This window comes from Ornithinibacter aureus, from assembly GCF_009858245.1.
Lineage (GTDB): Bacteria > Actinomycetota > Actinomycetes > Actinomycetales > Dermatophilaceae > Fodinibacter > Fodinibacter aureus.
In genome coordinates this window covers 2,378,522-2,402,301 of sequence record NZ_VMSB01000001.1, presented here as the reverse complement: position 1 = coordinate 2,402,301, position 23,780 = coordinate 2,378,522, and the positions used below count along the sequence as shown (strand labels likewise).

At 70.5% G+C, this 23,780-nt stretch carries 23 protein-coding genes; 9 read left to right on the top strand and 14 right to left on the bottom strand.

All coding sequences use genetic code 11. The features are described from left to right. Positions 1–113: 113 nt before the first annotated feature. From C8E84_RS11420 to dnaA, 7 genes are all read right to left on the bottom strand, one after another. Positions 114–857: an enoyl-CoA hydratase-related protein gene (locus C8E84_RS11420; protein WP_159902245.1), complete on the bottom strand. Its 744-nt coding sequence runs from the start codon at positions 855–857 to the stop codon at positions 114–116. A 212-nt stretch (positions 858–1,069) separates the two neighbouring features. Continuing rightward, positions 1,070–1,336 (bottom strand): DUF1801 domain-containing protein, encoded by a 267-nt coding sequence (locus C8E84_RS11415; protein ID WP_159902243.1) that lies wholly within the window; start codon positions 1,334–1,336, stop codon positions 1,070–1,072. 197 nt (positions 1,337–1,533) lie between these two features. Next, positions 1,534–2,073, bottom strand: a complete 540-nt coding sequence (locus C8E84_RS11410) for a DciA family protein (protein WP_425495967.1) — start codon at positions 2,071–2,073, stop codon at positions 1,534–1,536. Positions 2,074–2,155: 82 nt separating this feature from the next. Further along, the gene (gene recF / locus C8E84_RS11405) at positions 2,156–3,361 is read right to left on the bottom strand and encodes a DNA replication/repair protein RecF (protein WP_159902239.1); all 1,206 of its coding nucleotides are present in this window, start codon (positions 3,359–3,361) and stop codon (positions 2,156–2,158) included. A 6-nt stretch (positions 3,362–3,367) separates the two neighbouring features. Beyond that, positions 3,368–4,438: a phosphogluconate dehydrogenase (NAD(+)-dependent, decarboxylating) gene (gene gnd, locus C8E84_RS11400; protein WP_159902237.1), complete on the bottom strand. Its 1,071-nt coding sequence runs from the start codon at positions 4,436–4,438 to the stop codon at positions 3,368–3,370. A 64-nt stretch (positions 4,439–4,502) separates the two neighbouring features. After that, positions 4,503–5,636 (bottom strand): DNA polymerase III subunit beta, encoded by a 1,134-nt coding sequence (gene dnaN, locus C8E84_RS11395; RefSeq protein ID WP_159902235.1) that lies wholly within the window; start codon positions 5,634–5,636, stop codon positions 4,503–4,505. A gap of 798 nt (positions 5,637–6,434) precedes the next feature. Beyond that, on the bottom strand, positions 6,435–7,997 hold the full coding sequence (dnaA, locus tag C8E84_RS11390) for a chromosomal replication initiator protein DnaA (protein WP_159904785.1): 1,563 nt from the start codon (positions 7,995–7,997) through the stop codon (positions 6,435–6,437). A 404-nt stretch (positions 7,998–8,401) separates the two neighbouring features. On the opposite strand from dnaA, the gene rpmH reads away from it, so the two are divergent. From rpmH to C8E84_RS11350, 8 genes are all read left to right on the top strand, one after another. After that, positions 8,402–8,539, top strand: coding sequence for a 50S ribosomal protein L34 (gene rpmH / locus C8E84_RS11385; RefSeq protein WP_013885212.1), 138 nt, complete (start codon positions 8,402–8,404; stop codon positions 8,537–8,539). Positions 8,540–8,547: 8 nt separating this feature from the next. Beyond that, positions 8,548–8,913: a ribonuclease P protein component gene (gene rnpA / locus C8E84_RS11380; protein WP_159902233.1), complete on the top strand. Its 366-nt coding sequence runs from the start codon at positions 8,548–8,550 to the stop codon at positions 8,911–8,913. Continuing rightward, positions 8,910–9,278: a membrane protein insertion efficiency factor YidD gene (gene yidD, locus C8E84_RS11375; RefSeq protein WP_159902231.1), complete on the top strand. Its 369-nt coding sequence runs from the start codon at positions 8,910–8,912 to the stop codon at positions 9,276–9,278. The genes rnpA and yidD overlap by 4 nt, the downstream gene beginning before the upstream one ends. Positions 9,279–9,337: 59 nt before the next feature. Beyond that, positions 9,338–10,414, top strand: coding sequence for a membrane protein insertase YidC (gene yidC / locus C8E84_RS11370; protein ID WP_159902229.1), 1,077 nt, complete (start codon positions 9,338–9,340; stop codon positions 10,412–10,414). A gap of 26 nt (positions 10,415–10,440) precedes the next feature. Then, positions 10,441–11,130, top strand: coding sequence for a Jag family protein (locus C8E84_RS11365; RefSeq protein WP_159902227.1), 690 nt, complete (start codon positions 10,441–10,443; stop codon positions 11,128–11,130). Between the two features lie 13 nt (positions 11,131–11,143). Next, on the top strand, positions 11,144–11,887 hold the full coding sequence (gene rsmG / locus C8E84_RS11360; RefSeq protein ID WP_246196903.1) for a 16S rRNA (guanine(527)-N(7))-methyltransferase RsmG: 744 nt from the start codon (positions 11,144–11,146) through the stop codon (positions 11,885–11,887). Positions 11,888–12,374: 487 nt separating this feature from the next. Continuing rightward, a complete protein-coding gene (locus C8E84_RS11355; RefSeq protein ID WP_425495953.1) occupies positions 12,375–13,532 on the top strand; it encodes a ParA family protein in 1,158 nt (385 codons plus the stop codon). Beyond that, the gene (locus C8E84_RS11350; protein WP_159902225.1) at positions 13,529–14,656 is read left to right on the top strand and encodes a ParB/RepB/Spo0J family partition protein; all 1,128 of its coding nucleotides are present in this window, start codon (positions 13,529–13,531) and stop codon (positions 14,654–14,656) included. Before C8E84_RS11355 ends, C8E84_RS11350 begins: the two co-directional genes overlap by 4 nt. A 191-nt stretch (positions 14,657–14,847) precedes the next feature. Here C8E84_RS11350 and trxA read toward each other — a convergent pair whose 3' ends face one another. The 7 genes from trxA to C8E84_RS11315 form a co-directional block, all read right to left on the bottom strand. After that, positions 14,848–15,171 (bottom strand): thioredoxin, encoded by a 324-nt coding sequence (gene trxA, locus C8E84_RS11345; protein WP_159902223.1) that lies wholly within the window; start codon positions 15,169–15,171, stop codon positions 14,848–14,850. A gap of 122 nt (positions 15,172–15,293) precedes the next feature. Then, a complete protein-coding gene (gene trxB / locus C8E84_RS11340; RefSeq protein ID WP_159902221.1) occupies positions 15,294–16,232 on the bottom strand; it encodes a thioredoxin-disulfide reductase in 939 nt (312 codons plus the stop codon). A gap of 99 nt (positions 16,233–16,331) precedes the next feature. Then, positions 16,332–17,153: a hypothetical protein gene (locus C8E84_RS11335; RefSeq protein ID WP_159902219.1), complete on the bottom strand. Its 822-nt coding sequence runs from the start codon at positions 17,151–17,153 to the stop codon at positions 16,332–16,334. Between the two features lie 82 nt (positions 17,154–17,235). Next, complete coding sequence (gene sigM, locus C8E84_RS11330) at positions 17,236–17,799, bottom strand: RNA polymerase sigma factor SigM (protein ID WP_246197074.1); 564 nt, start codon at positions 17,797–17,799, stop codon at positions 17,236–17,238. Positions 17,800–17,944: 145 nt separating this feature from the next. Next, positions 17,945–19,909 (bottom strand): protein kinase family protein, encoded by a 1,965-nt coding sequence (locus tag C8E84_RS11325; protein ID WP_159902217.1) that lies wholly within the window; start codon positions 19,907–19,909, stop codon positions 17,945–17,947. A gap of 92 nt (positions 19,910–20,001) precedes the next feature. Then, positions 20,002–21,687, bottom strand: coding sequence for a murein biosynthesis integral membrane protein MurJ (murJ, locus tag C8E84_RS11320; RefSeq protein WP_159902215.1), 1,686 nt, complete (start codon positions 21,685–21,687; stop codon positions 20,002–20,004). A gap of 30 nt (positions 21,688–21,717) precedes the next feature. Continuing rightward, positions 21,718–22,215, bottom strand: a complete 498-nt coding sequence (locus tag C8E84_RS11315) for an NUDIX hydrolase (protein WP_159902213.1) — start codon at positions 22,213–22,215, stop codon at positions 21,718–21,720. Between the two features lie 79 nt (positions 22,216–22,294). On the opposite strand from C8E84_RS11315, the gene C8E84_RS11310 reads away from it, so the two are divergent. Beyond that, positions 22,295–23,764 (top strand): CCA tRNA nucleotidyltransferase, encoded by a 1,470-nt coding sequence (locus C8E84_RS11310; protein WP_343041633.1) that lies wholly within the window; start codon positions 22,295–22,297, stop codon positions 23,762–23,764. The last annotated feature ends 16 nt before the right edge of the window (positions 23,765–23,780 follow it).

Genomic DNA, 23,780 nt, shown 5'->3' with positions numbered 1-23,780 from the left:
CGTGCGCGCGGTCACCGCCCGGCCGTCCCCGCAATCACCGACCCGCCGTCCGCTCAGTCACCGCCCGGCCCGTACCCAGATCGACCAATAGGTCACTGCAGGTACATGGCGCCTCAGCGGCGCAGCGCGGCGGCCATTCGCTGCTGGGCGACCTCCGAGTGGAAGAGCAGCCCGGAGAGTCGTGCCAACTCGTCACCGCGGCTGTCGAACTGCGCCAGCAGGTCGTGGGTGAGCAGGCGTTTGGCCTCGACGAGACCCTGCCGGGCACCCGCGCGCAGGTGATCGAGCACTCCGGCGACGACGGCATCCATCTCGTCTGCGGTGGCGACGTGCGTGACCAGGCCCTGGTCGCGGGCTTCGGTGGCGCTCACGGGGCGACCGGTGAGGAACCAGTCGGATGCCGCGCGCGGGCTGAGGCTGGCGCGCAACGGGATGGAGATGACGGCGGCCGCAAGGCCCAGTCGCACCTCGGTGAGCGCGACCGCGACCGAGTCGGCGCACACGACGATGTCGCTGGACGCCACGAGCCCGAGGCCGCCGGCGCGCACGGGTCCATCGAGCCGGGTGACGACCGGCACCGGCGCGGAAACGATGGCCCGTTGGAGGGCGATGATGCCGCGCGCGGACTCGACCATGTCGACGGTCGCCGCCTCCTTGAGGTCCGCGCCGGCGCAGAACACCGGGTGCGAACTGCGCAGCAGGATGCCGTGCAGCGACTCGTCGGCGCCGGCCTCGGTGAGGTGGTTGGTCAGCTCGGCGATGAGGCGTCGCGACAGCGCGTTGCGGTTGGCCGGGGAGTCGAGGGTGATGACGGCGATGCGGTCGTCGTCGTCCCGGTGCACCAGTGCGTCGCTCACGCCCCGACCCTAGCCCCGACTTCTTGCACTCCAGCCACCTCACCACCCGCGACTTCTTGCACTCCAGCCACCGCCACACCCCCGACTGCTCACGGCTGCCTGCGACGTATTGCAGCCCAGCCACCTACCTCCCCGACTTCGTGCGACTTCGGTGCGTCAGAACGCCCGATTCGCGACCGAACCGCACGCACGCCGCACGAAGTCGGGAGGAGTCAGCGGCCGTCGGCGAGCCGCGCCAGGTGGGCGCGCACCACGGCATCGACCTGCTCGGTCGGGAAGGGCTGCTTGTAGAGCAGCTTCAGCGTGCTGGCACCGGAGCTGTGGTCAGCCAACGCCGCCGCGGCCTGGGGGTCGAGGTCGCGCTCCTCGGACAGCGGATAGATCGCCAGGTGCGCCTTCCAGGGAGCGGCGTGCAGCAGACGCTTGCCGTCGAGCAGGAAGACCGGCATCGAGTACGAGATCCCCTCCTGCCCCCGCATCCCCGACTTCGTGCGACGTGCGTGCGGTTTCGGGCGCGAATCAGGCGATTCAGCGCACCGAACTCGCACGAAGTCGGGTGGGACGGGTGGCACGAGTGCAAGACGTCGCCGGCAGTGCTGGGAAGGCAGGGGCGTACAGGTGGCTGGAGTGCAAGACGTCGCCGGCAGTCGCGGCAGCGCTGGCAGTCTGGGGTTTGTCAGCCGTAGGTGTCACGCGGGCCCCGGCCGTCGTTGGCCCGGCGCTGCCCGCGAGACCACGACGGTGCCCCCGGCCCCAGCACCCGGAGCTCACTGACCGTGCCCTCACCGACGTCCTCGGCCAGGCGCGCCAGCAGGCTCGAGGAGAGCAGCCGCAGCTGGGTGGCCCACGCCGTGGAGTCGGCCCGCACCGTGAGCACACCGTCCTCGAACACCACCGGGGCGCAGTGCAGCGCGATCTCGGGCCCGACGATCTGCGGCCACCGCCCGATCACCGCCCCGACGGCCACGTCAACGGCCCACCCCCGCTCGACGACGAACTGGTCGAGCTGCTCGCCGAGCAGCTTCGGGTCGCGACCGGTGCTCGTGCGCTCCCCGACCGGCACGTCCTTGACCCGTCGGCGCGGGCGCAGACCAGGCCGCAACCCCTTGGCCTTGGCGGCCGCCCGCGCCCTGGCGAGCGCCGCAGCCGCCGCCTCCCCGGCATCCCCACATGTCCCGTGCTCGGGATCATCCAGGCTCGGAGGGGACTCTGCCAGGGAATCCCCTTCTTCACCCGACAAGCGTTGTCCCTCGATGTGCGGAGGTATCGGGTCACCCGATAAAGGGTCGAATGAGGGGTCAGGCACGTTCACTCACCGACCCCAGCGTCACCGAGAACGTGCGCCCCACCAGGTCGGTCGGCACGTCGGCGGGCACCGCGGCGGTGATGATCACCTGCTCGCAGTCCGCCACCATCGCGGCCAACCGCTCGCGCCGCCCGGTGTCGAGCTCGGCGAACACGTCGTCGAGCACCAGCACGGGGTCGTCCCCGATGTCGGTGCGCAGCAGCTGGTACGCCGCGAGCTTCAGCCCGAGCGCGAACGACCAGCTCTCGCCGTGGCTGGCGTACCCCTTGGCCGGCAGCTCGCCGAGCCCCAGGATGACGTCGTCGCGCTGCGGCCCGACCAGGCAGACCCCCCGCTCGATCTCCTGCGCCCGCACCTCGGCCAGCGTCGCGAGGATCTCGCTCTCGAGCTCGTCGACCTCGGGCACCTCCCCGGCCGCGATCCGCTCGGCCGTCGCGGCGCGCAGCGACGACTTGTACGTCAGCGTCGCGTTCGCCGGCCCGGCACTGACCTCGTCGTAGGCCGCGGCGAGGAACGGGCCGAGGTCACGCAGCAGCCGCAGCCGTGCGTACAGCAGGTGCGACCCGGCGCCGGCCAGCTGTGAGTCCCAGACGTCGAGCGTGTGCAGCGCCGAATCTCGTTGGGCCGCAGCCTCACTGCCCAGATCGGATGCCGTGCGCGCACCTCGGCGACCGCCTCGCCGCAGCACGGGGGCGGCGGACTTCAGCAGGGCTCCGCGTTGGCGCAGGATCTTGTCGTAGTCCGAGCGCACCCCGGCCCACCGGGGCTGGCGGGCCACGAGCAGGTCATCGAGGAAGCGCCGGCGCTCACCGGGATCACCCTTGACCAGGGCGAGGTCCTCGGGGGCGAACAGCACGGTCCGCAGGGTGCCGAGCACGTCCCGCGGGCGGGTCAGGGGTGAGCGGTTCAGCCTGGCCCGGTTGGCGCGACCGGGGTTGATCTCGAGCTCGATCATGCTCTCGCGCCCGTCGCGCACGACCGCACCGCGGATGACTGCCTGGCTCGCGCCGAAGCGCACGAGCGGGGCGTCGGTGGCGACCCGGTGGCTCGACAACGAGGCCAGGTACCCCAGGGCCTCGACGAGGTTGGTCTTGCCCTGCCCGTTCAGGCCCACCAGCGTGGTCACCCCGGGTTCGAGCGGGAGCTCGGCCGAGGTGTAGCTGCGGAAGTCGACGACGCTCAGGTGCCGGACATGCACCCGGGATCAGCTCTTCGTGGCGGCACGCTTTCGCGTGGATCCCGCACCGGACGACGGGCCGGCCGCGGCGGCCTCGCGACCCTTGGCAGCGGCCGCCTCCGCGGTGCGCGGGGCCTTCTCCTTGGCCGCTGCCTTCTTCGTGACCGCGGCGGCACCGGCCGGCTCCGGCGTGCCGGCCCGCAGGGCCTCACCCTCGGCGGTGGTCATCACCTGGTGCCCACCGAACTCCCCGCGCAGGGCGGCGACGGCCTGCATCGTCGGGGAGACCTGCTGGCGGGAGGCGAACCGGGCGAACAGCGACGCGGAGATCACCGGCATCGGCACACCGAGGTTGATCGCCTCCTCGACGGTCCAGCGTCCCTCGCCGGAGTCGGTGGTGTAGTCCGAGACGTCGGCCAGGCCCGGGTTCTCCTCGAGCGCCTTGACCATGAGGTCGAGCAGCCAGGAGCGCACGACGGTGCCGCGGCTCCACGCCTTGAACGCCCCCGGCACGTTCTCGACGATGTCCTTCTTCTCGAGCAGCTCGTAGCCCTCGGCATAGGCGTGCATCAGGCCGTACTCGATGCCGTTGTGCACCATCTTCGTGTAGTGCCCGGCACCCACCTTGCCGGCGTGCACGAACCCCTCGTCGCGCGGGCCCTCGGGGCGCAGCGCGTCGAAGATCGGCATCGCCTTCTTCACGTTGGCGGCGGTCCCCCCGACCATCAGGCCGTACCCGTTGTCCAGGCCCCAGATGCCACCGGAGACACCACAGTCGAGGTAGCCGATGCCCTTGGCCTTGAGCAGCTTCTCGTTCTCGAAGTCCTCGGTGTACTTGCTGTTGCCTCCGTCGATGACGAGGTCACCCTTGTCGAGGATGTCGGCGAGCTTGGCGACGGTGTCGCGGGTCGGGGCACCGTGCGGCACCATCACCCAGACCACCCGCGGAGCGTCGAGCCTGCGCACCATGTCCGCGAGGGACGACGCATCGGACACCGCCTTGTTGCGGTCGTACCCCACGACCTCGTGGCCTGCGCGGCGGATCCGCTCGCGCATGTTGCCACCCATCTTGCCCAGACCGACCAGACCCAGCTGCATGTCGTGACTCCTCGTGGTGATGGTGGTGACGGTGGTGACGCGTGTCCTGCGGGGTGCCGCGACCTCAGCTGGCGAACCGCACCGGCATGAGCACGTAGCGGTAGGAGGTGTCGGCCTCGCCGTCCTCCTCGGCCTGCCCGGTGAGCACGGCCGGACGTGAGGCCTGGGTGAACGAGATGCGGCTGAACGGGGTGCCGACCGCACCGAGCCCGTCGAGCAGGTAGGTGGGGTTGAAGGCGATCTCGATCTCGGGCCCGGTCAGGGTGGCCTCGACGGCCTCGGACGCCTGGGCGTCGTCGCCGGTGCCGGCCTCGATCGCGACCTGTCCCTCGCTGAAGCGCAGTCGCACGGGGGTGTTGCGCTCGGCGACGAGCGCCACGCGCTTGACGGCCTCGACGAGGTCGCTGGTGCGCACGACCGACTCGGTCTCCGAGCTGGACGGGAAGATCGACGCAACCTTCGGGTACTCACCGTCGAGGAGTCGCGTGGTGGTGTGCCGCTGGCCGGCCTCGAACCCGACGAGGCCGTCGCCACCCGCCGCGGTGCCGAGGGCGACGTCGACCGAACCGCTGGCCCCGAGCGAGCGCGAGATGTCGGACAACGTGCGCGCCGGGATGAGCACGACGTGGCTGGCGTCGGTCGCCGTCGGGTTCCAGTGCAGTTCACGCATGGCGAGGCGGTAGCGGTCGGTGGCGAGCAGCGTCATGGTGTCGCCCTCGACCTCGACCCGCACGCCGGTCAGGATCGGCAGGGTGTCGCCACGGTCGGCGGCCACGGATACCTGGGCCACGGCCTGGGTGAACAGGTGCCCGTCGATGGACCCGCTCGGCTGGGGCGCCGACGGCAGCGTCGGGTAGTCGTCGGCCGGCATCATCAGCAGGCTGAACCGCGACGAGCCGCACGTGACCTGGACCTTTGCGCCCTCGGTGACGACGTCGATCGGCCGGTCCGGCAGGTTGCGCGAGATGTCGGCGAGCAACCGCCCGAGCACCAGGACCGTGCCCGGCTCGGAGACCTCGGCCGCGACGGTGATGCGGGCCGAGACCTCGTAGTCGAACGCGGAGAGGGTCAGCGTGCCGTCGTCCTCGGCGTGCAGCAGGATGCCGGCCAGCACCGGCACCGGGGGACGTGCGGGAAGACCGCGGGCCACCCAGGTGACCGCTTCGGCCAGGACGTCACGCTCGACGCGAAACTTCACGGCATACCACCTCGTCCGGCGCGTCGGGCGCGCCCTTGCTCGTGCACAGATGTGACCCGCCCCGGTGAGCGGTCGCGCGGATGCGCGCGGTGCCGATCCGGACGGGGAAACCGAGACTAGACCACACACGGGGGCTTCGCCCCCGTGAACCCCCAAAAGGGACCTGCACACGGGGGCTTCGCCCCCGTGAACCCCCAAAAGGGACCTGCACACGGGGGCTTCGCCCCCGTGAACCCCCAAAAGGGACCTGCACACGGGGGCTTCGCCCCCGTGAACCCCCAAAAGGGACCTGCACATAGGGGCTTCGCCCCCGTGAAGCCCTGAAATTCCCGCTGGCCGGGCACGTGGTGCCGGATGCCGTTCGGGTCGTTGTCGGGGCCGAGATGAGTTCCAGATGTCTCATCGTTGTCATAGGTCCTGTGGATCCTGTGGACGGGCATCCATCAGCGCAGGTCACCTCGGCGATCCGGGGTGTGGACCAGTCGTGGACGAGGAGTGGACGACGACAGGTCGCCCTGTTGACACCCACGACTCGTTCACAGGGCGTCCACGTCGACGTCGCACGTCGTCCACGTCGAGAGGGCGACGTGTCCACCGGCATCCGACGTTGTCCACAGCCTTTGTGGACAACCCGGCATCCCTCGACAGGAACGCGACAGCACGGGCGGTGCAGGGGAGGGGTTTTCCACAGGTTTGAGCACAGCGGTGGACGAAATCGGGCCAGCGCGAGCACGTCCGGCCCGCAGCGGTCATCCACGAGCGGTGTGGACATCCTGTGGACAACTCCGGTGAATGGAGTCAGTTCGACTGCTGCTTGATCCGGTTGGTCAGCTCGGTGACCTGGTTGTAGATCGCCCGGCGCTCGGCCATCAGCTGGCGGATCTTCTTGTCGGCGTGCATCACGGTGGTGTGGTCGCGCCCGCCGAACTGCTGCCCGATCTTCGGCAACGACATGTCGGTGAGCTCGCGGCACAGGTACATGGCGATCTGGCGGGCGGTGACGAGCACCCGTGAGCGGGACTGGCCCTGCAGGTCGTCCAGGGTCAGCCCGAAGTAGGCCGCCGTCTGGGCCATGATCGTCGCGGGAGTGACCTGGCGCGAGGCGTCGTCGGGCATGAGGTCGCGCAGCACGATCTCGGCCAGGCTCATGTCGACCGGCTGGCGGTTGAGGTTGGCGAAGGCCGTGACCCGGATCAGGGCGCCCTCGAGCTCGCGGATGTTGGTCGAGATGCGCGAGGCGATGAACTCCAGCACGTCGTCGGGCACCGACAGCCGCTCCTGGATGGCCTTCTTGCGCAGAATCGCGATCCGCGTCTCGAGGTCGGGGGGCTGGACGTCGGTGAGCAGCCCCATCTCGAACCGGCTGCGCATCCGCGCCTCGAAACCGCTCAGCAGCTTCGGCGGCACGTCACTGGTGATGACGACCTGCTTGTTGGCGTTGTGCAGCGTGTTGAAGGTGTGGAAGAACTCCTCCTGCGTCTGCACCTTGCCCTGGAGGAACTGGATGTCGTCGATGAGCAGGACGTCGACGTCGCGGTAGCGACGCTGGAAGTTCGCGGCCTTGTCGTCGCGGATGCTGTTGATGAAGTCGTTGGTGAACTCCTCGGAGTTCACGTAGCGCACCTTGACGTGCGGGAACAGGTTGCGGGCGTAGTGCCCGATCGCGTGGAGCAGGTGGGTCTTGCCCAGCCCGGACTCGCCGTAGATGAACAGCGGGTTGTACGCCTTGGCCGGTGCCTCGGCGACGGCGACGGCAGCCGCGTGCGCGAACCGGTTGCTCGCCCCGATGACGAAGGTGTCGAAGGTGTACTTGGGGTTCAGCCGGGTCAGCTCGACCAGTTCGGGCACCTGGGTGCTGGGGCGTGGACGTCGCGCGCCAGGGACCTCGACGAGATCGGGGATGCCGGTGGCGTTCGGCCCGGGGGCCGCGTCGGCGGCGCCGTGGTCGCCGATGAATCCGTGCCCGTCGACCCCGTCGCCCTCGTCCTCCCCGATGTCGAGGTCGACGATCTGCTGGCGCCGGCCCGCGGCGCGCCGGTCGTGCCCGTCGTCGATGACCTCGGGAGCGTCGGTGGCGGAGGACGCGTCATGCTCGTCGGCGGTCGTCGGGGCGTCGGCCAGGGAGGGGTCGACCGTCACCGCCAGGCGCACGTCGCGGCCGAGCTGCTGGCCCAGGGTCGCGGCGACCCGGTCTCGCAGCCGGGTCTCGATGATCTCCTTGGTGAAGTCGTTCGGGACGGCGATGAGGACGGTGTCATCGATCAGTCCGACGAGCTTGGCGAGGGAGAGGAAGGCGCGCTGCTGGACGGGGATGCCGTCGGAGTCAAGGACCTCGAGGGTGGTGCGCCACAGGTGCACCATCGTCGCGTCCGCCACTTGCTCCCACAATCCTTCCGATGACCGGGCCGATGCCGGTCAGGTTTCCCGAGGTTCCCCGAGGTCGTCCACATGGTTATCCACAGTCTGTGGGTATGCAAGGGGCGACATTCACGGCGTGTCGTGCCGCAGCGCGCGCCCCCCACCGTGAGATCCTAAGGTCTTTTCCGGCGTGAGGTGTGCGCATCCGCCGGTTTGACCCCCGCGGGCGCTCTCGCGTACCGTGGTCAGGCCTGTTGTTCGGCTGCTTTCGCATGCCCGTGACGTCGCGACCATACCGGTCGCAGCCTCACTCCCGGCCTCGTCCCGGGCTTCCGATTGCAGCCGAGCGCCAGCGCATCCCGACCACCCGGGCACTTTGCGGCCCACCCCGTAGATGAGAGACCAACGTGAGCAAGCGGACCTTCCAGCCGAACAACCGCCGTCGGGCCAAGACCCACGGCTTCCGTCTGCGGATGCGCACGCGCGCCGGCCGCGCGATCCTCGCCGCCCGTCGTCGCAAGGGCCGCTCCGAGCTCTCCGCCTGAGGTCGGCGGTGCTGCCGGCGCCGAACAGACTGCGCGAGCGGTCTGACTTCACGTCGGCGGTGCGCTCCTTCGGAGGGTGCCGGGCCGGGTCCAGGCTTCTCGTGGTCCACGCCACCTCGACCGGCGCGCGTGCGGGTCTCCCGCCGCGCGTCGGTTTCGTCGTGTCCAAGGCCGTCGGCGGGGCCGTCGTGCGCAACCGCACGAAGCGACGCCTGCGTGCCCTGGTCGCGCAGCGACTCGACGGCATCCCCGCCAGCGTCGACGTCGTGGTTCGCGCCAATCCCCTTGCGGGACAGGCGTCCTCGCGGGAACTGGAGCAGGCTCTCGACCCGTTGCTCCGGCGAGTGGTCAAGGGATTGGGAGGCGTGGCGTGAGCATCGGTCGGGTGCTCGCGAGCCCACTCATCGGGCTGATTCGGCTCTACCAGAACGTCATCTCACCGATGCGGCCGCCGACCTGCCGCTACTACCCGTCCTGCTCGGCCTACGCCGTGACCTCGCTGCAGACCTACGGGGTGCTGCGCGGTTCGGCCATGGCCACCCGCCGGCTGCTGCGCTGCCACCCGTGGTCCCCGGGCGGCGTCGACCACGTCCCACTGGCTGACCCGGTCACCGGTCGGCCCATCCCTGGCACCACCGGCCCTCGCGACATCGGCAGCCACAGTGCCGCCGGCATGCGCACCTGCGATGCCGAGGCGACGGCGAACGCCGCGCCACGGCATCCGTCTCACCCCCACTAGACCCGTCACGCACGTGACACCACCTCGCCGGCCTGTGCCGGCACAGCCGTAAGGACAGCATGGGCGACTTCTTCTCCACGATCATGGCCCCGATCGAGTGGCTCGTGGCGTGGATCATGTACGGGTTCCACACCGCGCTGACGGCGATCGGGATGCCGTCCGGCTCAGGCTGGACGTGGGCGCTGTCGATCGTCGGGCTCGTGCTCGTCATGCGTGCCGCGATGATCCCGCTGTTCGTCAAGCAGATCATGGCGTCGCGCAAGATGCAGATGATCCAGCCCGAGCTGCAGAAGATCCAGAAGAAGTACAAGGGCAAGACCGATCCTGATTCACGCCAGGCGATGACCCAGGAGACGATGGCGCTGTACAAGAAGGAGGGGACCAACCCCTTCAGCTCGTGCCTGCCGATCCTCGTGCAGTCTCCCTTCTTCTTCGGCCTGTTCTCCGTGCTGAACGGTGTCGACGAGATCGCGAGCGGGGAGCGCGCCACGGTCGGCCCGATCGACCAGCCCGTCGCGGCAGAGTTCGAGAAGGCGTCGATCTTCGGTGCGCAGCTGTCCGACACCTTCCTCGGGTCGGACTCGATCAACGTCAAGATCGTCACCGCCGTGCTCATCGTCCTCATGTCGGCGACGACGTTCCTCACCCAGCGTCAGCTGATGACGAAGAACATGCCGGCCTCGGCTCTGGACAACCCGTTCGCCAAGCAGCAGAAGCTGCTCCTGTACATCCTCCCGATCGTCTTCGCCGTGTCGGGTGTCAACTTCCCGATCGGTGTCCTCATCTACTGGTTCACCACCAACGTGTGGTCGATGTGCCAGCAGTTCTACGTCATCCGGCGGATGCCGGCCCCCGGCTCGGCCGCGGAGGCCTCGTACCACGCGCGCCTGGCCAAGAAGGGCAAGCCCATCCCCGGGGCGGCTGCTGCTGCGGCGGCAGCCACAGCTGCCGCAGAGGCCGAGGCCGTCGCCGAGGAGGGCGCCAAGAAGTCGGGTCAGCGCCAGCAGCCGACCGGCAAGAAGCGCAAGAAGGCCAAGGGTGCGGGCGGGAACGCACCGGCCGGTGGGAAGCCGTCGGGCGCCACCACCGCCAAGGACACCCCGCCGAGCGACTCCGCCAAGCCCTCCACCAGCTGATTCACCCCTGACCCCAGGAGAGACCCATGAGCGACAACCTCACGCAGGACCCGGTCCTGAACGACGCCGAGCACGCCGAGCACGTCGAGCAGACCGACGTCGAGGCCACGACCGAGCACGACGCTTCGGCGCCCGACGTGGTCGAGGCCACCACCGATGCTGACGTGGAGGCGGACACCGACCCGACGGCATCCGACGACGACGGCGACACCGACGGTGACGACGCGCGGCCGGCGCCCACCACCCGCCAGGGCCAGCTCGAGCGCGAGGGCGAGGTGGCTGCGGACTTCCTCGAGACGCTGCTGGACATCTGCGACCTCGACGGTGACCTCGAGGTCGACATCGACGGTGACCGGGCGGCCGTGTCCATCGTCGACTCCGAGGACGGTCGGGTGCCGCGGCGCCTCGTGGGCCAGAACGGGCAGGTGCTCGATGCGCTCCAGGAGCTCACGCGCCTCGCCGTGCAGTCGGCCACCGGTGAGCGCAGCCGCCTGATGCTCGACGTCGGGGGTCACCGGGCGGAGCGGCGCGCCAGCCTCGTGACGTTGGCCAAGGAGGCCATCGATGAGGTTCGCACCAGTGGCGAGCGCAAGCCGCTCACGCCGATGACGGCCTTCGAGCGCAAGGTGGTTCACGACGAGGTCCTTGCCGCCGGCCTGGTGTCGGAGTCCGAGGGCGCCGAGCCGCGCCGCTACGTCGTGATCCTCCCCGCCTGAGACGACGTTTCACGTGAAACATGACGCTGGGGATGACGCCCCGATCGCGTCCGCGCCAGCCGCACCCTCGGGTGCGGCTGGCGTGTTCGGTGACCGGATGCCGCTCGCCGAGCAGTTCGCGGGGATCCTCGCCGACACCGGAGTCAGTCACGGGCTGATCGGGCCGCGCGAGGTGCCGCGGCTCTGGGAGCGGCACCTGCTGAACTGCGCCGTCATCGCCGACGCGTTTCCCCGTGAGGCCCGGCTCATCGACGTCGGATCGGGCGCCGGTCTGCCGGGGGTGGTGCTGGCGATCGTGCGGCCCGACCTCGAGGTGCACCTCGTGGAGCCGATGCTGCGTCGCACCCAGTGGCTCGACGTAGTCGTGGCCGACCTCGGGCTTAACTCGGTGACGGTGCACCGTGGGCGCGCCGAGGAGTTCGCCGGCGTGTTGGCGGCGCCGTTCGTGACGGCGCGGGCGGTTGCCCGGCTGGACAAGCTGGCCCGTTGGTGTGTTCCACTGCTCGAGCCACAGGGTGTGCTCGTGGCGATGAAGGGGCGCTCTGCTGCCACCGAGCTCGACGAGGACCGCAAGGGCCTGGAGCGCCTGGGTCTCACCGACGCCGTGGTCACCGAGCACTCGTCGGTGCTGCTCGAGGAGCCGGTGCTCACCGTCGATCTGCGCTTTGCTCCCAGGGCGGCCCGCGCCAAGGCTGCGCGCACAGAGCGTGGGCGCGCCTCGAGGCAGGCACGAACTGCCCGCCAGGCTCGCTCGTAGGCGGAGCCCAGCCGGGTCTGGGTGCTCCGGTTGCCACTGCTCGGGTCGAGGCGGTGTCGCCCGTGACACCCGCGACTGCGGTTCAGGCGGTTGTCCTTGGCGATTAGGCCGTCCGGCGATCAGACGCGCTGCCGATGTTTCACGTGAAACATGCTGGCCGTGGGCGCTCACCGTGTTCGCTTTGGCGTGTTGATGCGGTGTGAGGTTGGATGGCGTGGTTGACCACTCCATGGACGAAGGTTTTGCGTTGAGCACACGGATCGACAGCCCGGAACACCGGACTGCGGCGCCCGGACTCGGGTTTCCCCGGCTGACGGGGACGCCGACGTCCCCCCTTGGCTGGCCCGGCCCGGACACCGTTTCACGTGAAACGCCGGCTTCGCCTGAGCAGCCCGCCGCCGTCGAGGCCAAGAACTCTCACGCAGTCACGGACCGGGTAGCGGCCAGCGACGGCCATGATGTGTCACCTGAAGCGGCGGAACAGTCAGTGGACGGCGAACTTGACGTTGCCACGGATGCCGGGGGAACCCCCGAGGATGCCGACGAGGCGGATGTTTCACGTGAAACGCAGCCCCGGTCCGACAACCTCGACACCGAGGCGGTGAAGAGAGCCACGGACGAGCCTGAGCATGTTTCACGTGAAACATCGACGCCGGCGCCCGCGGCAACGCCGTCGTCAGGCCTACCTCCCGAGGAGGAAGAGGCGCGCGAACAGATCGCCGCAGTGCTGCCCAGCGCCGACGCGCAGACGCCACTGGCAAGTGCCGTGGCCCACGATGCCCGCAAGCGGATCACCTTGAGCGGCCGGACCGTCCCCCGCCCCGCACGCACCCGGGTCCTGACAGTCGCCAACCAGAAGGGCGGCGTCGGCAAGACCACCACCACGGTGAACGTCGCCGCCGCGCTGTCCCAGGCCGGCAGCACCGTTCTCGTGATCGACCTCGACCCCCAGGGCAACGCCAGCACCGCCCTGGGAATCCCACACCACGCCGAGGTGCCGAGTGTCTACGACGTCCTCGTCGAGGGTCGCCCGATCAGCGAGGTCGTGCAGGAGTGCGCCGACCTGCCGGGTCTGGTCTGCGTCCCCGCAACCATCGATCTCGCCGGTGCGGAGATCGAGCTGGTGTCCCTCGTGGCGCGCGAGACCAGGCTGCAACGCGCGGTGGCGAGCTATGTCGAGGAGCGAGCCGCCGCCGCCGACCCCGTCGACTACGTGCTCATCGACTGTCCTCCGAGCCTGGGCCTGCTCACGGTCAACGCCTTCGTCGCCGCCAGAGAGGTGTTCATCCCCATCCAGTGCGAGTACTACGCCCTGGAAGGGCTCTCGCAGCTGCTGAAGAACATCGAACTGATCCGCAACCACCTGAACCCGAGCCTGCACGTCTCGACGATCCTGCTCACGATGTACGACGGGCGCACCCGCCTGGCCGCTCAGGTGGCCGACGAAGTCCGCGAGCACTTCCCGCAGCAGACCCTGCGCGCCGTGGTCCCGCGATCCGTGCGCATCTCCGAGGCTCCCAGCCACGGGCAGACCGTCATGACGTACGACCCGAACAGCAGCGGCGCCCTGTCCTATCTCGAAGCAGCGATCGAGCTGGCCGAACGCGCGGCCGCCACCCCGAACACCACTGAGGAGTCAGCATGAGCGAGAAGCGTCGAGCCCTCGGGCGTGGACTGGGGGCGCTGATCCCGTCCGGTCCGGCCACCGACCGTCCGATCGACGTCTTCTTCCGTGACCAGGCGCCCGTCACGCCGCACTCCGTCACACCCGTGGACCACTCGGGATCGGGCGGGCCCGACGCCGAACCCCACCCGGGCGACCTTCCGGCCGCCGACGGCACGGCGGCCACCGACGCGGGCGCACCGGCATCCGAGACTGAGGCACCGGCATCCGACGACGCATCCGCAGTGGTCGACACCGACACCGGTCTGCGCCCGGTTCCCGGGGCGGAGTTCGCCGAGATCCCGCTCGATCAGATCCGCCCGAACCCGCGCCAGCCGCGCACGGTCTTCGACGAGGCCGAGCTGGCCGAGCTCGTGCACTCGATCCGCGAGATCGGCGTCCTTCAGCCGGTCGTCGTCCGACGGATCCCGACCGAGGCCCAGGACGGCGAGGCCCGCTTCGAGCTCATCATGGGTGAGCGCCGCTGGCGTGCCTCGCGCGAGGCCGGCAAGGACGTCGTCCCGGCGATCATCAAGGTCACCGAGGAGGACGACCTCCTGCGAGACGCCCTCCTGGAGAACCTCCACCGCAGCCAGCTCAACGCGCTCGAGGAGGCCGCGGCCTACCAGCAGCTGCTCGACGACTTCGGCTGCACGCAGGAGGAGCTGGCTCGCCGGATCGGCCGCTCGAGGCCGCAGATCTCCAACACCCTGCGCCTGCTCAAGCTCCCCCCGCTCGTACAGCGTCGCGTGGCGGCCGGGGTGCTCAGCGCTGGCCATGCGCGGGCACTGCTCGGCATGTCGGACTCCGCTGCCATGGAGCGGATGGCGCAGCGCATCGTGGCGGAGGGCTTCTCGGTGCGCACCGTCGAGGAGCTCGTCACCCTGGGTGACGACGACACGGCGCCGGTTGCCCGCAGGGCCCCTCGCGCCGGCGCCCGCAGGCCCCAGCTCGACGACCTCGCCGCCGACCTCTCCGACCGACTCGAGACCCGGGTGCGCATCGCGCTCGGCCAACGCAAGGGCCGCCTCACGGTGGAGTTCGCCTCGGTCGACGACCTCAACCGCATCCTCGACGCCATGCACCTGCGCGACCCGCGGGACTGAACCTCACCACCCGGTTTATCGGGTCACCCGATAAACCACCACTGCGGCCGACAAAGGTTGTGCCGCAAAGAAGGGACTAGTCGGCGATACTCGTCGCAGCCGGCGGCTGTCACCACGATGTCCCAAGACACAGAGGCGCGGATGCCGTTGTGCACCAACGGAATCCGCGCCTCTTGGCGTGTGGGGGAGCCTCAGCCGAGGAAGGGCTCCAGCTCACGCAGCAGCTTCGGCTTGGGCATGGCGCCGATGATCGTCTTGACGATCTCACCGCCGACGTAGACGTGCATTGTGGGGATGCTCGTGATGCCGAGCTGCCCCGTGATGGCCGGGTTCTCGTCGGTGTTCAGCTTCACGATCGAGACCTCGTCGTGGTCGCGGGCGATCTCGTCGAGGATGGGCGCGACAGCGCGGCACGGGCCGCACCAAGGGGCCCAGAAGTCGACGAGGACCGGACGGTCCTGGTTGATGACGTCAGCCTCGAAGGTGGCGTCGGAGGTGGCGGAGACGGCTCCCATGGGGAGCTCCTTTCGTCTGGGGCGGGTGGTGGCGGGTGGTGGTGCTGGATGACGGGTGAACAGGGACTGGTGGTCGATGAGGAGGCCGATCATGCCGCAGGCCTCCGACACGGCCGATCAGTTCAGTGCGCGAGGAACCGTTCGGCGTCCAGCGCGGCGGCGCAGCCGGAGCCCGCGGCCGTGATGGCCTGCCGGTAGGTGTGGTCGACGAGGTCGCCGCAGGCAAAGACGCCGGGGATGTTGGTGCGGGTGGTGCGGCCCTCGACGAGGACGTACCCCTCGGCATCCAGCTCGACGACACCCTTGACGAGCTCGTTGCGCGGGTCGTGGCCGATGGCGACGAACAGCCCGGTGACGGGCAGCTCGCGTGTTTCGCCAGTTACGGTGTCGCGCAACGTGATTCCCGTCAGCTTCTCGTCACCGTGGATGGCGTCGACGGCGCTGTTCCACGCGAACGAGATCTTCTCGTTGGAGTGGGCCCGCTCCGCCATGATCTTCGAGGCGCGCAGCTCGTCGCGACGGTGCACGATCGTCACCGAGCGGGCGAACTTGGTGAGGAAGGTGGCCTCCTCGACCGCCGAGTCACCGCCACCGACGACGGCGATGTCCTGGTCGCGGAAGAAGAACCCGTCGCAGGTGGCACACCAGGACACGCCGCGCCCGGAGAGGCGCTTCTCGTCGGGCAGCCCGAGCTCGCGGTAGGCAGACCCCATGGCGAGGATGACCGCGCGGGCCCGGTACTCGCTGCCCTCGGAGTCGGTGACCACCTTGATGTCGTCCTCGAGCCGCACGGACTCCACGTCATCGGTGATGATCTCGGTGCCGAACCGCTCGGCCTGCGCCCGCATGTTCTCCATCAGGTCCGGACCCATGATGCCGTCGCGGAACCCGGGGAAGTTCTCCACCTCGGTGGTGTTCATCAGGGCACCACCGGCGGTGACCGCGCCCTCGAACATCAGGGGCTCGAGGTTGGCCCGTGCTGCGTAGACGGCAGCCGTCCAGCCAGCGGGGCCGGAGCCGATGATGATGACGTTGCGGACGTCCGAGGTCACAGGACACATCCCCTTGTGGTGGTGGCGGTCGACAACCGCTAGATGCGGTGCCTGTTGGTGAACCGATCCTAGGCCCGGGGTGTTCCCGTCACCGACTCGCCCCGCGGGTCAGGGCAGGGCGATGGGGCCGGCGATGAGCATGGGAGACCCCGTCGTGCACGACCGGGACACCGCGTAGGCCGTTCGCGTGCCGTCCGCGGTCGCGATGAGGACGGCCGCCGGGGCACCGTCGACATTGCTCACGTCGACGAGGATGCCGGCCTCGGGCGAGATCCCCAGTGCGTCGGCACACGTGCGCGCACCGATCTCGGTGGCGATCGGCCCGATCCCCGGCGACTCGGCCGTCAGCGGTGTCACGGTGGAGTAGCTGGCTGACAGCAGAGCCGCAGCCGCAGCCCCCAGGGCATCGGAGGCGTGATCGACTCCGCTCATGACGACGGTGACGCCGTCGACACGCGCAGCGGCGGACAGGTCGCCGGCACCGGCACCCTGCTCGGTCCCGAGCTCCTTGCCCGCCGCGTCGGTGCCGGCGGCTGGAGCAGCCCCGGCCTCGGAGTCGGCCGAACTCGACTCGCTGAGGGCCGCGATGGGGCCGGTCAGGCTCGACGGCCAGGCGCCGAGGACAGCGCCGCCCAGACCGATGGCCGTGACCACCGCGGCAGCCACCCCGAAGTGCCGAAGCATCGGGCGGCGAGGTCGCAGCGGGACGACGCTCCCGGCATCCGCCGCGGCGAGGGGCGCGTGCACGACGCGAGCCGCCTGCGACGAGAGCGAGCCCTGCGCAGCCCGCGACTCCTCGGCCAGGGCAGCGGTGATGCGGGCGACGAGGTCCTCGGGCATGGGGCCCGGATCGGGGAGGGACGCCAGGAGCTCGCGCATCCCCGTCGGGTCGTGCTCGACGGGGGTGGGGTCATCGTGCAGGTGCGTCACGAGTTCCTCCGGGTGGGTCCCTGCTGGGCGGTAGGTCGGATGTGGGCATGGCGGACGCAGGGGTCGAGCCGGGAGTGGGACGTCACGGTGCCCCCTGCGGTTCCGTCTCGGAGCCAAGGTTTTTGAACGGTGAACCATCTGGCCGGCCGATGAGCTCGGCGAGGGCCTCTCGGCCGCGGAAGCATCGCGATTTCACCGTTCCCTCGGCCACGCCCAGGACCACGGCCGCCTCGGTGACCGAGAGCCCTTGCATGTCGATGAGCACCAGGGCCAGGCGCTGCCCCTCGGGCAGCTTCGCCAGGGCTGCGTGGACGATGTGTCGGGCCTCCGCCGCCGAGTGGTGGTCACGCGGATCGGGCAGGTCGAGCTCGCCGAGGTCTCCTGCGCGACGCACGGCCGCCTTCTCGCGGCGCAGGCGATCCAGACAGGCGTTGACGACGATGCGGTGCAGCCAGGTGGTGACCGCGGCCTCGCCCCGGTAGGCGTCGGCGCGGCGGAAGGCCGAGATGAAGGCCTCCTGGACGGCATCTGCCGCCAGCTCGCGGTTGGAGGTGGTGCGGATCGCCACGGCGTACATGCGGTCACGGTGGCGCCGGAAGAGCTCGCCGAAGGCCACGCCCCCGTCACCGCGCACGTGGCGCGCCATGAGGTCGCGGTCGCTCAGCTCGCCGACGTCGGCAGCGTCCACGAGCACGGGATCACCGACGAGCGCCCGGTCACCGACGGCATCGCCCTCGCTCGAGAGGGCACTGCCGGGGCGTTGGTCGGGAGACATGACGATGCATCCGGCCTCAGCCGGTGACGATGACCTCGTTGAGCCACGCGCGGCGCTTGCCCTCGTCATCGGTGGACAACTGGGTGAACCACACCACGATGTACTGGCCGCTGACGTCGGCGGGGACCTCGAACGTGACGCGGCCCTGCGCCATCTCCTTCTCACCGATCTTCGTCGCGCCCTCGCGTCGGTTCTCGGGCCCGACGTAGACCTCGACCGAGGTCTGCGTCGGGATGACGAGCTCGACGGTCTGGGGCTTCTTGTTGGGGCCGAGGTCCACGACGACACCCAGACCCTTCTTCAGCCCGCCGAAGTCCTCGGTGCGGTAGTTCTCGGAGTACCAGCCCGTCGTGAGGTCGCCGTCGTAGACCTTCGGGATGAGCTTGTTGTTCTCCTCGTCGTTGCCCTCGGGGTCGTAGGCCTCGACCTGGAGGATGGCCAGCGGCTCGGGAGGGCCCGCGGACTCGGCGGGGGCCGATCCGCTCGCCGACGGGCTCGGGGATGCCGTGGAGGCGCTCGGGAACGGGGCCGCGGCGTCGCCGCCGAAGATCTCGCGCGTGCTCGACCCGATCCGGGACATGCCCCAGACGCCGATGACGAGCGCCAGGACGAGGAAGCTCGCGACGATGCCGAGTGCCAGCTTGGACTCGTCCTTGGACAGCGGCTCTGCGGGCACCAGCGGTGCGGGGGCCTCGAGCCCGTCGGCACTGGTGCGCGGCGCCGTGTCAGGGCTCAGTTCGGCCACCTTGTCGACGGCCCGCTTGGCCATGTCACCGACGCGCCCACCGACGGTTCCGAGCGCGCCAGCCACCGCGGCACCGGCCCCGGCGACGGCCGCCCCGGCGGCAGCGGCGGAGCCGGATGCCGTGCGGCGCGGTGCGCTGCCCTCGATCGCAGCGTCGTCGGTGCCGCCCTCGTCGTCGGCGGCTGCCCGAGCGGACAGCTCGTCGCCGCGGACCTCGGCCCCGGCAGCGGCCATCACGGGCAGGGCCATCGTGTGGTCGAGGGACGTCTCGGCCTCGGCGGGCGCGCCGACGTCCTCGGCATCCACAGGTGACTCGGCGTCCGCGGGCGCCTCGGGGTCCACAGGTGCCTCGGGGTCGAGGGCCGGCATGACCTCGGTGACCTGTTCGGGCTCGGTGACCGGCTCAGCGACCGCGGTCTCGTCCGCAGACAGCGCGGCCGGCGCGGCCGCCACGCGGGCCACCGGTCGGCCCACGACCTGCCGCGACGGCCACGGAGCGACCTGTCGTGCGTAGTCGCCGGGGTTGGTGGGGCCCTGGTCGTCGTTGAGCGTCAGCCGACAGAGGGCATCGAGGTCGCGCGGCACGCCGGCAGCGATCTCCGATGGTGCGGCGACGCCACCGGGCACCTGCGGTGCCGCGGCCAGGCCCGAGCTTCCGGCACCGAGCGGCCAGAGGCCGGTGAGCCCGGCGTACGCGAGGGCGACGACACCGACCGCGTCGCGCCGACCGGCATCCTCGGCATCCGTGCTCTCCTCACCGATGCGCACGGCGGCGGTCTCCAGACCACGCAGGCGGATGTCGCCGTCGGGGGTGCGCAGGACGTCCTCGGGCTTGAGGTCGAGGTGGTGCATGCCGCGGTGGCGGGCGGACTCCAGTGCAGCCGCGACCTCACCGGTGATGCGGCGCACCTCGTCACCGGGCACCCCACCCTCGTCGACCAGCTGGGTGAGGTCGCGGGCGTCGTCGAGGTCCTCCTCCACGACGTAGGCGACCTCGTCGTCGTGCCCGACGTCGAGGATCCGCACGAACACCGGGTGGCTGAGCGACCCCGCGCGACGAGCGGCATCCAGCAGGGCAGCGGTGCGGTGGTCGTCGATGCCGATGCACAGCACCGAGACCCGCCGCCCGAGGGTCGTGTCATCGGCTGACCACCGCTCGGTGTCGTGACGCTCCTCCAGCCGTTGGTGAACGGTGTAGCGACCGCCCAGGACGGTGCCGGGTCCAACACCCCTCACCGCTGCTCCTCTCGCTCGTGACCGCGCCGTGCTTCACACCTCACGCCGGATCTGCCGACGGGTGACCTCCTGCCATCCTAGGCACGCAGGGGTCAGCGACGTCGGAGCCGCCGTGTGACGGGCTGCAGTGCCGTCGAGATCTCGCGCACACCGAACAGGCTGGCCACCCCCCACGTGACCCCGAGCTGGATGGCGCCGGCCGCCCCCAGCACGAGCCCGCCGGCCAGCAGCCCGGCCGCACCGCGCGTCTCGCCGAGGTCGGGGAAGAGCAGCCCGATCGCCAGCAACAGCCCCACCGCGGTCACGATCGCGGGGATCAGCAGCAGGACGTACGTGCGCGCCGTGGCCCGCAGACCGAGGTTGCCGATCATCCGCCGCAGCACCCAGAAGCCCACCGCGGCGGACACGACGAACGCCAGCACCTGGCCGGCCCCGAGCACCATGGCGGTCCTTGCAGGATCGACCTGGAGGGCCACCACGGCGCCGACCGTGGCGACGCCGGTCGTGACGCACTGGAGGCGGTATGACATCCACGTCATCTCGTGGGCGTAGAAGACGCGGTCGTTGAGGTAGGTCCAGCTCATCGGGATCGCCATCCACGCGATGACCGACAGGACGACCGCGATGGCCCGGGTCTGGTCGAGGCTGTTGCTGAAGAAGAACGTGGAGGTGATGTACGGGGCCAGCACCGCGAGGAAGACGCAGCCCGGCACGATGATCACGGCGGGCAGGCGCAGCCCCTGGTCGTGGTAGCGGCGCACCTGGCGGGTGTCGTCACGGCTGGCTGCCTCGGACAGGCTCGTGTAGAGCGCCGTGACGAGCGAGACCGTGACCAGACCATGCGGCAGCATGACGATGAGGAAGGCGTTCTGGTACGCCGCCAGACCCGAGACGCTCTCACCGATCACCTTGCCCCGTTCGGTGGCCCCGGTGAGCACCCGCGAGGTCACGACGTACCCGAGCTGGCTGACGACGAGGGACCCGAAGGTCCACTTCGCGACCTGGCTCACCTCGCCCAGCCCGTGACCCCGCACCCCCCACACGGGTCGGTACCGGAAGCCGATCCGGCGCAACGGGATGACCAGGGCCAGGGCCTGGATGGCGATCGACAGCGTTGCCGTTCCGGCGAGGATGCCGATCATCGCCGGGGTCCAGTCGGCCGGAGACGCCCCCGACGGGTAGCCGGCCTGCATGAACCACACGAGACCGGCCACGGCCACGACGTTGGCCAGCGCCGGGGCCCACATGAAGCCGGCGAAGCGCCCATTGGCGTTGAGCACCTGCCCGAGGATGGTGAACAGGCCGTAGAAGAAGAGCTGCGGCAGGCAGATGACGGCGAAGATCGTCGTCAGGCGCAGGGCGGCGGGGTCGTCGAACTTCGCGTACACCCGCACGAGGAGGGGAGCGGCGAGCATCAGCGCCGCCGTCGCCACGGCGAGCACCGCCAGGGTCAGCGTGATGATCCGGTTGACGAACTCGTCGCCGTCGGGGCGCATCTTGGCCCGAACGATCTGGGGCACGAGGATCGCGTTGAGCGCGCCCCCCGCGAGGAGCAGGTAGAACTGGTTGGGCAGCGTGTTGGCGACGTTGAACCCGTCAGCGGCATACCCGGTGGCGCCGACGACGCCGGTGAGCAGCGCTGCCCGCACGAGCCCGACGGCCCGGCTCACCAGCGACCCGGACGCCATGATCGCGCCGGCGCGGCCCAAGCTCTGCCGGGGGGCGCCCTGACCGGCGCCGGACGGCTCGTCAGCAGGCTGGGGCGGCTCAGTGGTCATGGGCGCAGGGTCTCCGGGCGGGGGTGCGGCTCAGCAGGATGCCGCGTCGCCGGACAGTCGCTGCCAGGCGAGTCGGGCGATCCGCCGCTCGTTCGGGAAGGTCAGGTGGCGGTGGGCGTCGCGCAGGGGCAGCCAGGCGACGTCGATCGCCTCGTGGTCGGGGTCGTTCTCGATGGTCAGGTGGCCGCCGGTCGCCTCGAGCAGGTAGTGGTGCACGTACTTGTGGATCCGGCGCTCGCCAGCGGCGAACCAGTAGTCGATGGTGCCGAGCTCGATGAGCACCTTGCCCTCGATGCCCGTCTCCTCGGCCACCTCGCGGGCCGCCGTCTGGGGCAGGGTCTCGTCACCCTCGATGTGCCCCTTCGGCAGGCACCACTCGATGCGGCCCGCGCGGTTGCGTCGGGCGATGACGGCGATCCTGGCCTCGCCCTCGTGGACGTCGACGACGACACCCCCCGCGCTGCGCTCCTCGACCGCCGGGAGCCGACGAGCGGACATCCCCGGGTGGTCGGCGGCGGCGTGGCTCATCCGGTCACTGTAGCCAGTGGGGTCACCCGGGGCGGGGTACCCCGTCCCCATCGGCGCGGGCCGCATACCCTTGGTGCTCGTGTCCACCCGTCAGCCCTCTGCCGCGCTCCTTCGCCGAGCGGTGGCGCACCTCGCGCCGTCCATCACGGCGTTGACCGACCTCGGCGCCCGGTTCGCGGATGCCGGTCACGACCTCGCGCTCGTCGGCGGGCCCGTGCGCGACGCCCTCCTCGGACGTGCGGTGAGTGACGTCGACTTCACGACCTCGGCACGACCTGACGAGACCGAGGCGCTGCTCGCCGCGTGGGGCACCGCGACCTGGGACATGGGGCGCGAGTTCGGCACCATCGGCGCTCGCCGCGGCGACATGGTCGTCGAGGTGACCACCTACCGGGCCGACGCCTACGACGGTCAGACCCGCAAGCCGATCGTCGCGTTCGGCGACTCCCTCGAGGACGACCTCGTCCGGCGTGACTTCACCGTCAACGCCATGGCGCTGCGGCTGCCCGACCTCACCTTCGTCGACCCGCACGGCGGGCTCGCCGACCTCGAGGACCAGGTGCTGCGCACGCCCTCCGCCCCCGAGGTGTCCTTCGGTGACGACCCGCTGCGGATGATGCGCGCCGCACGCTTCGTCGCCCAGCTCGCGTTCGTGCCCACCCCCGAGGTGTTCGCCGCGATGCGGGAGCTCGCGGCATCCATCGAGATCGTCTCCGCCGAGCGGGTGCGCGACGAGCTCGTGAAGCTGATCATGGCACCGCACCCGCGCGCCGGCCTCGAGCTGCTCACCGAGAGCGGGCTCGCCGCGCTGGTGCTGCCCGAGCTGCCCGCGCTGCGCCTCGAGGTCGACGAGCACCACCGGCACAAGGACGTCTACGACCACTCGATGATCGTGCTCGAGCAGGCGATCGACCTCGAGGGCCCGGCCGACGGCCCGCCGGAGTCGGTGCCCGGCCCCGACCTCGTGCTGCGCCTCGCGGCCCTGCTCCACGACATCGGCAAGCCGGCCACCCGGCGCTTCGAGAGCGGCGGTGGGGTGTCCTTCCACCACCACGAGGTCGTCGGGGCCAAGCTCGCGGCCAAGAGGATGCGGGCGCTGCGCTTCGACAAGGAGACCACCAAGGCGGTGGCCCGCCTCGTCGAGCTGCACCTGCGCTTCCACGGGTACGGCGACGGTCAGTGGACCGACTCGGCCGTTCGTCGCTACGTCACGGATGCCGGGCCGCTCCTGCCGCGGCTGCACCGGCTCACGCGCGCCGACTGCACGACGCGCAACGTGCGCAAGGCCCGCCGCCTGGCCGCCACGTACGACGACCTCGAGTCGCGCATCGAGCGACTCCTGGAGCTCGAGGAGCTCAAGGCCGTGCGCCCCGAGCTCGACGGCAACGAGATCGCGGCCGTGCTCGGCATCCCCCCCGGGCCGGTGCTCGGGCGGGCCTACAAGCACCTGCTCTCGGTGCGTCTCGACGAGGGCGTCATCGGGCCCGACGCCGCGGCGCAGCGGTTGCGTGCCTGGTGGGCCGAGCAGCCCGAGGCCGCCGGGGACTGAGCCACTTCTTGGGCCC

Excerpts from the sequence above, each read along its gene's own strand:
- C8E84_RS11415 (WP_159902243.1), bottom strand. The coding sequence starts at position 1,336 with ATGCGGGGGCAGGAGGGGATCTCGTACTCGATGCCGGTCTTCCTGCTC.
- gnd (WP_159902237.1), bottom strand. The coding sequence starts at position 4,438 with ATGCAGCTGGGTCTGGTCGGTCTGGGCAAGATGGGTGGCAACATGCGC.
- dnaA (WP_159904785.1), bottom strand. The coding sequence starts at position 7,997 with ATGGTGCACCTGTGGCGCACCACCCTCGAGGTCCTTGACTCCGACGGC.
- yidC (WP_159902229.1), top strand. The coding sequence starts at position 9,338 with ATGGGCGACTTCTTCTCCACGATCATGGCCCCGATCGAGTGGCTCGTG.
- C8E84_RS11365 (WP_159902227.1), top strand. The coding sequence starts at position 10,441 with ATGAGCGACAACCTCACGCAGGACCCGGTCCTGAACGACGCCGAGCAC.
- C8E84_RS11350 (WP_159902225.1), top strand. The coding sequence starts at position 13,529 with ATGAGCGAGAAGCGTCGAGCCCTCGGGCGTGGACTGGGGGCGCTGATC.
- trxA (WP_159902223.1), bottom strand. The coding sequence starts at position 15,171 with ATGGGAGCCGTCTCCGCCACCTCCGACGCCACCTTCGAGGCTGACGTC.
- trxB (WP_159902221.1), bottom strand. The coding sequence starts at position 16,232 with ATGTGTCCTGTGACCTCGGACGTCCGCAACGTCATCATCATCGGCTCC.
- sigM (WP_246197074.1), bottom strand. The coding sequence starts at position 17,799 with ATGGCGCGCCACGTGCGCGGTGACGGGGGCGTGGCCTTCGGCGAGCTC.
- murJ (WP_159902215.1), bottom strand. The coding sequence starts at position 21,687 with ATGACCACTGAGCCGCCCCAGCCTGCTGACGAGCCGTCCGGCGCCGGT.
- C8E84_RS11315 (WP_159902213.1), bottom strand. The coding sequence starts at position 22,215 with ATGAGCCACGCCGCCGCCGACCACCCGGGGATGTCCGCTCGTCGGCTC.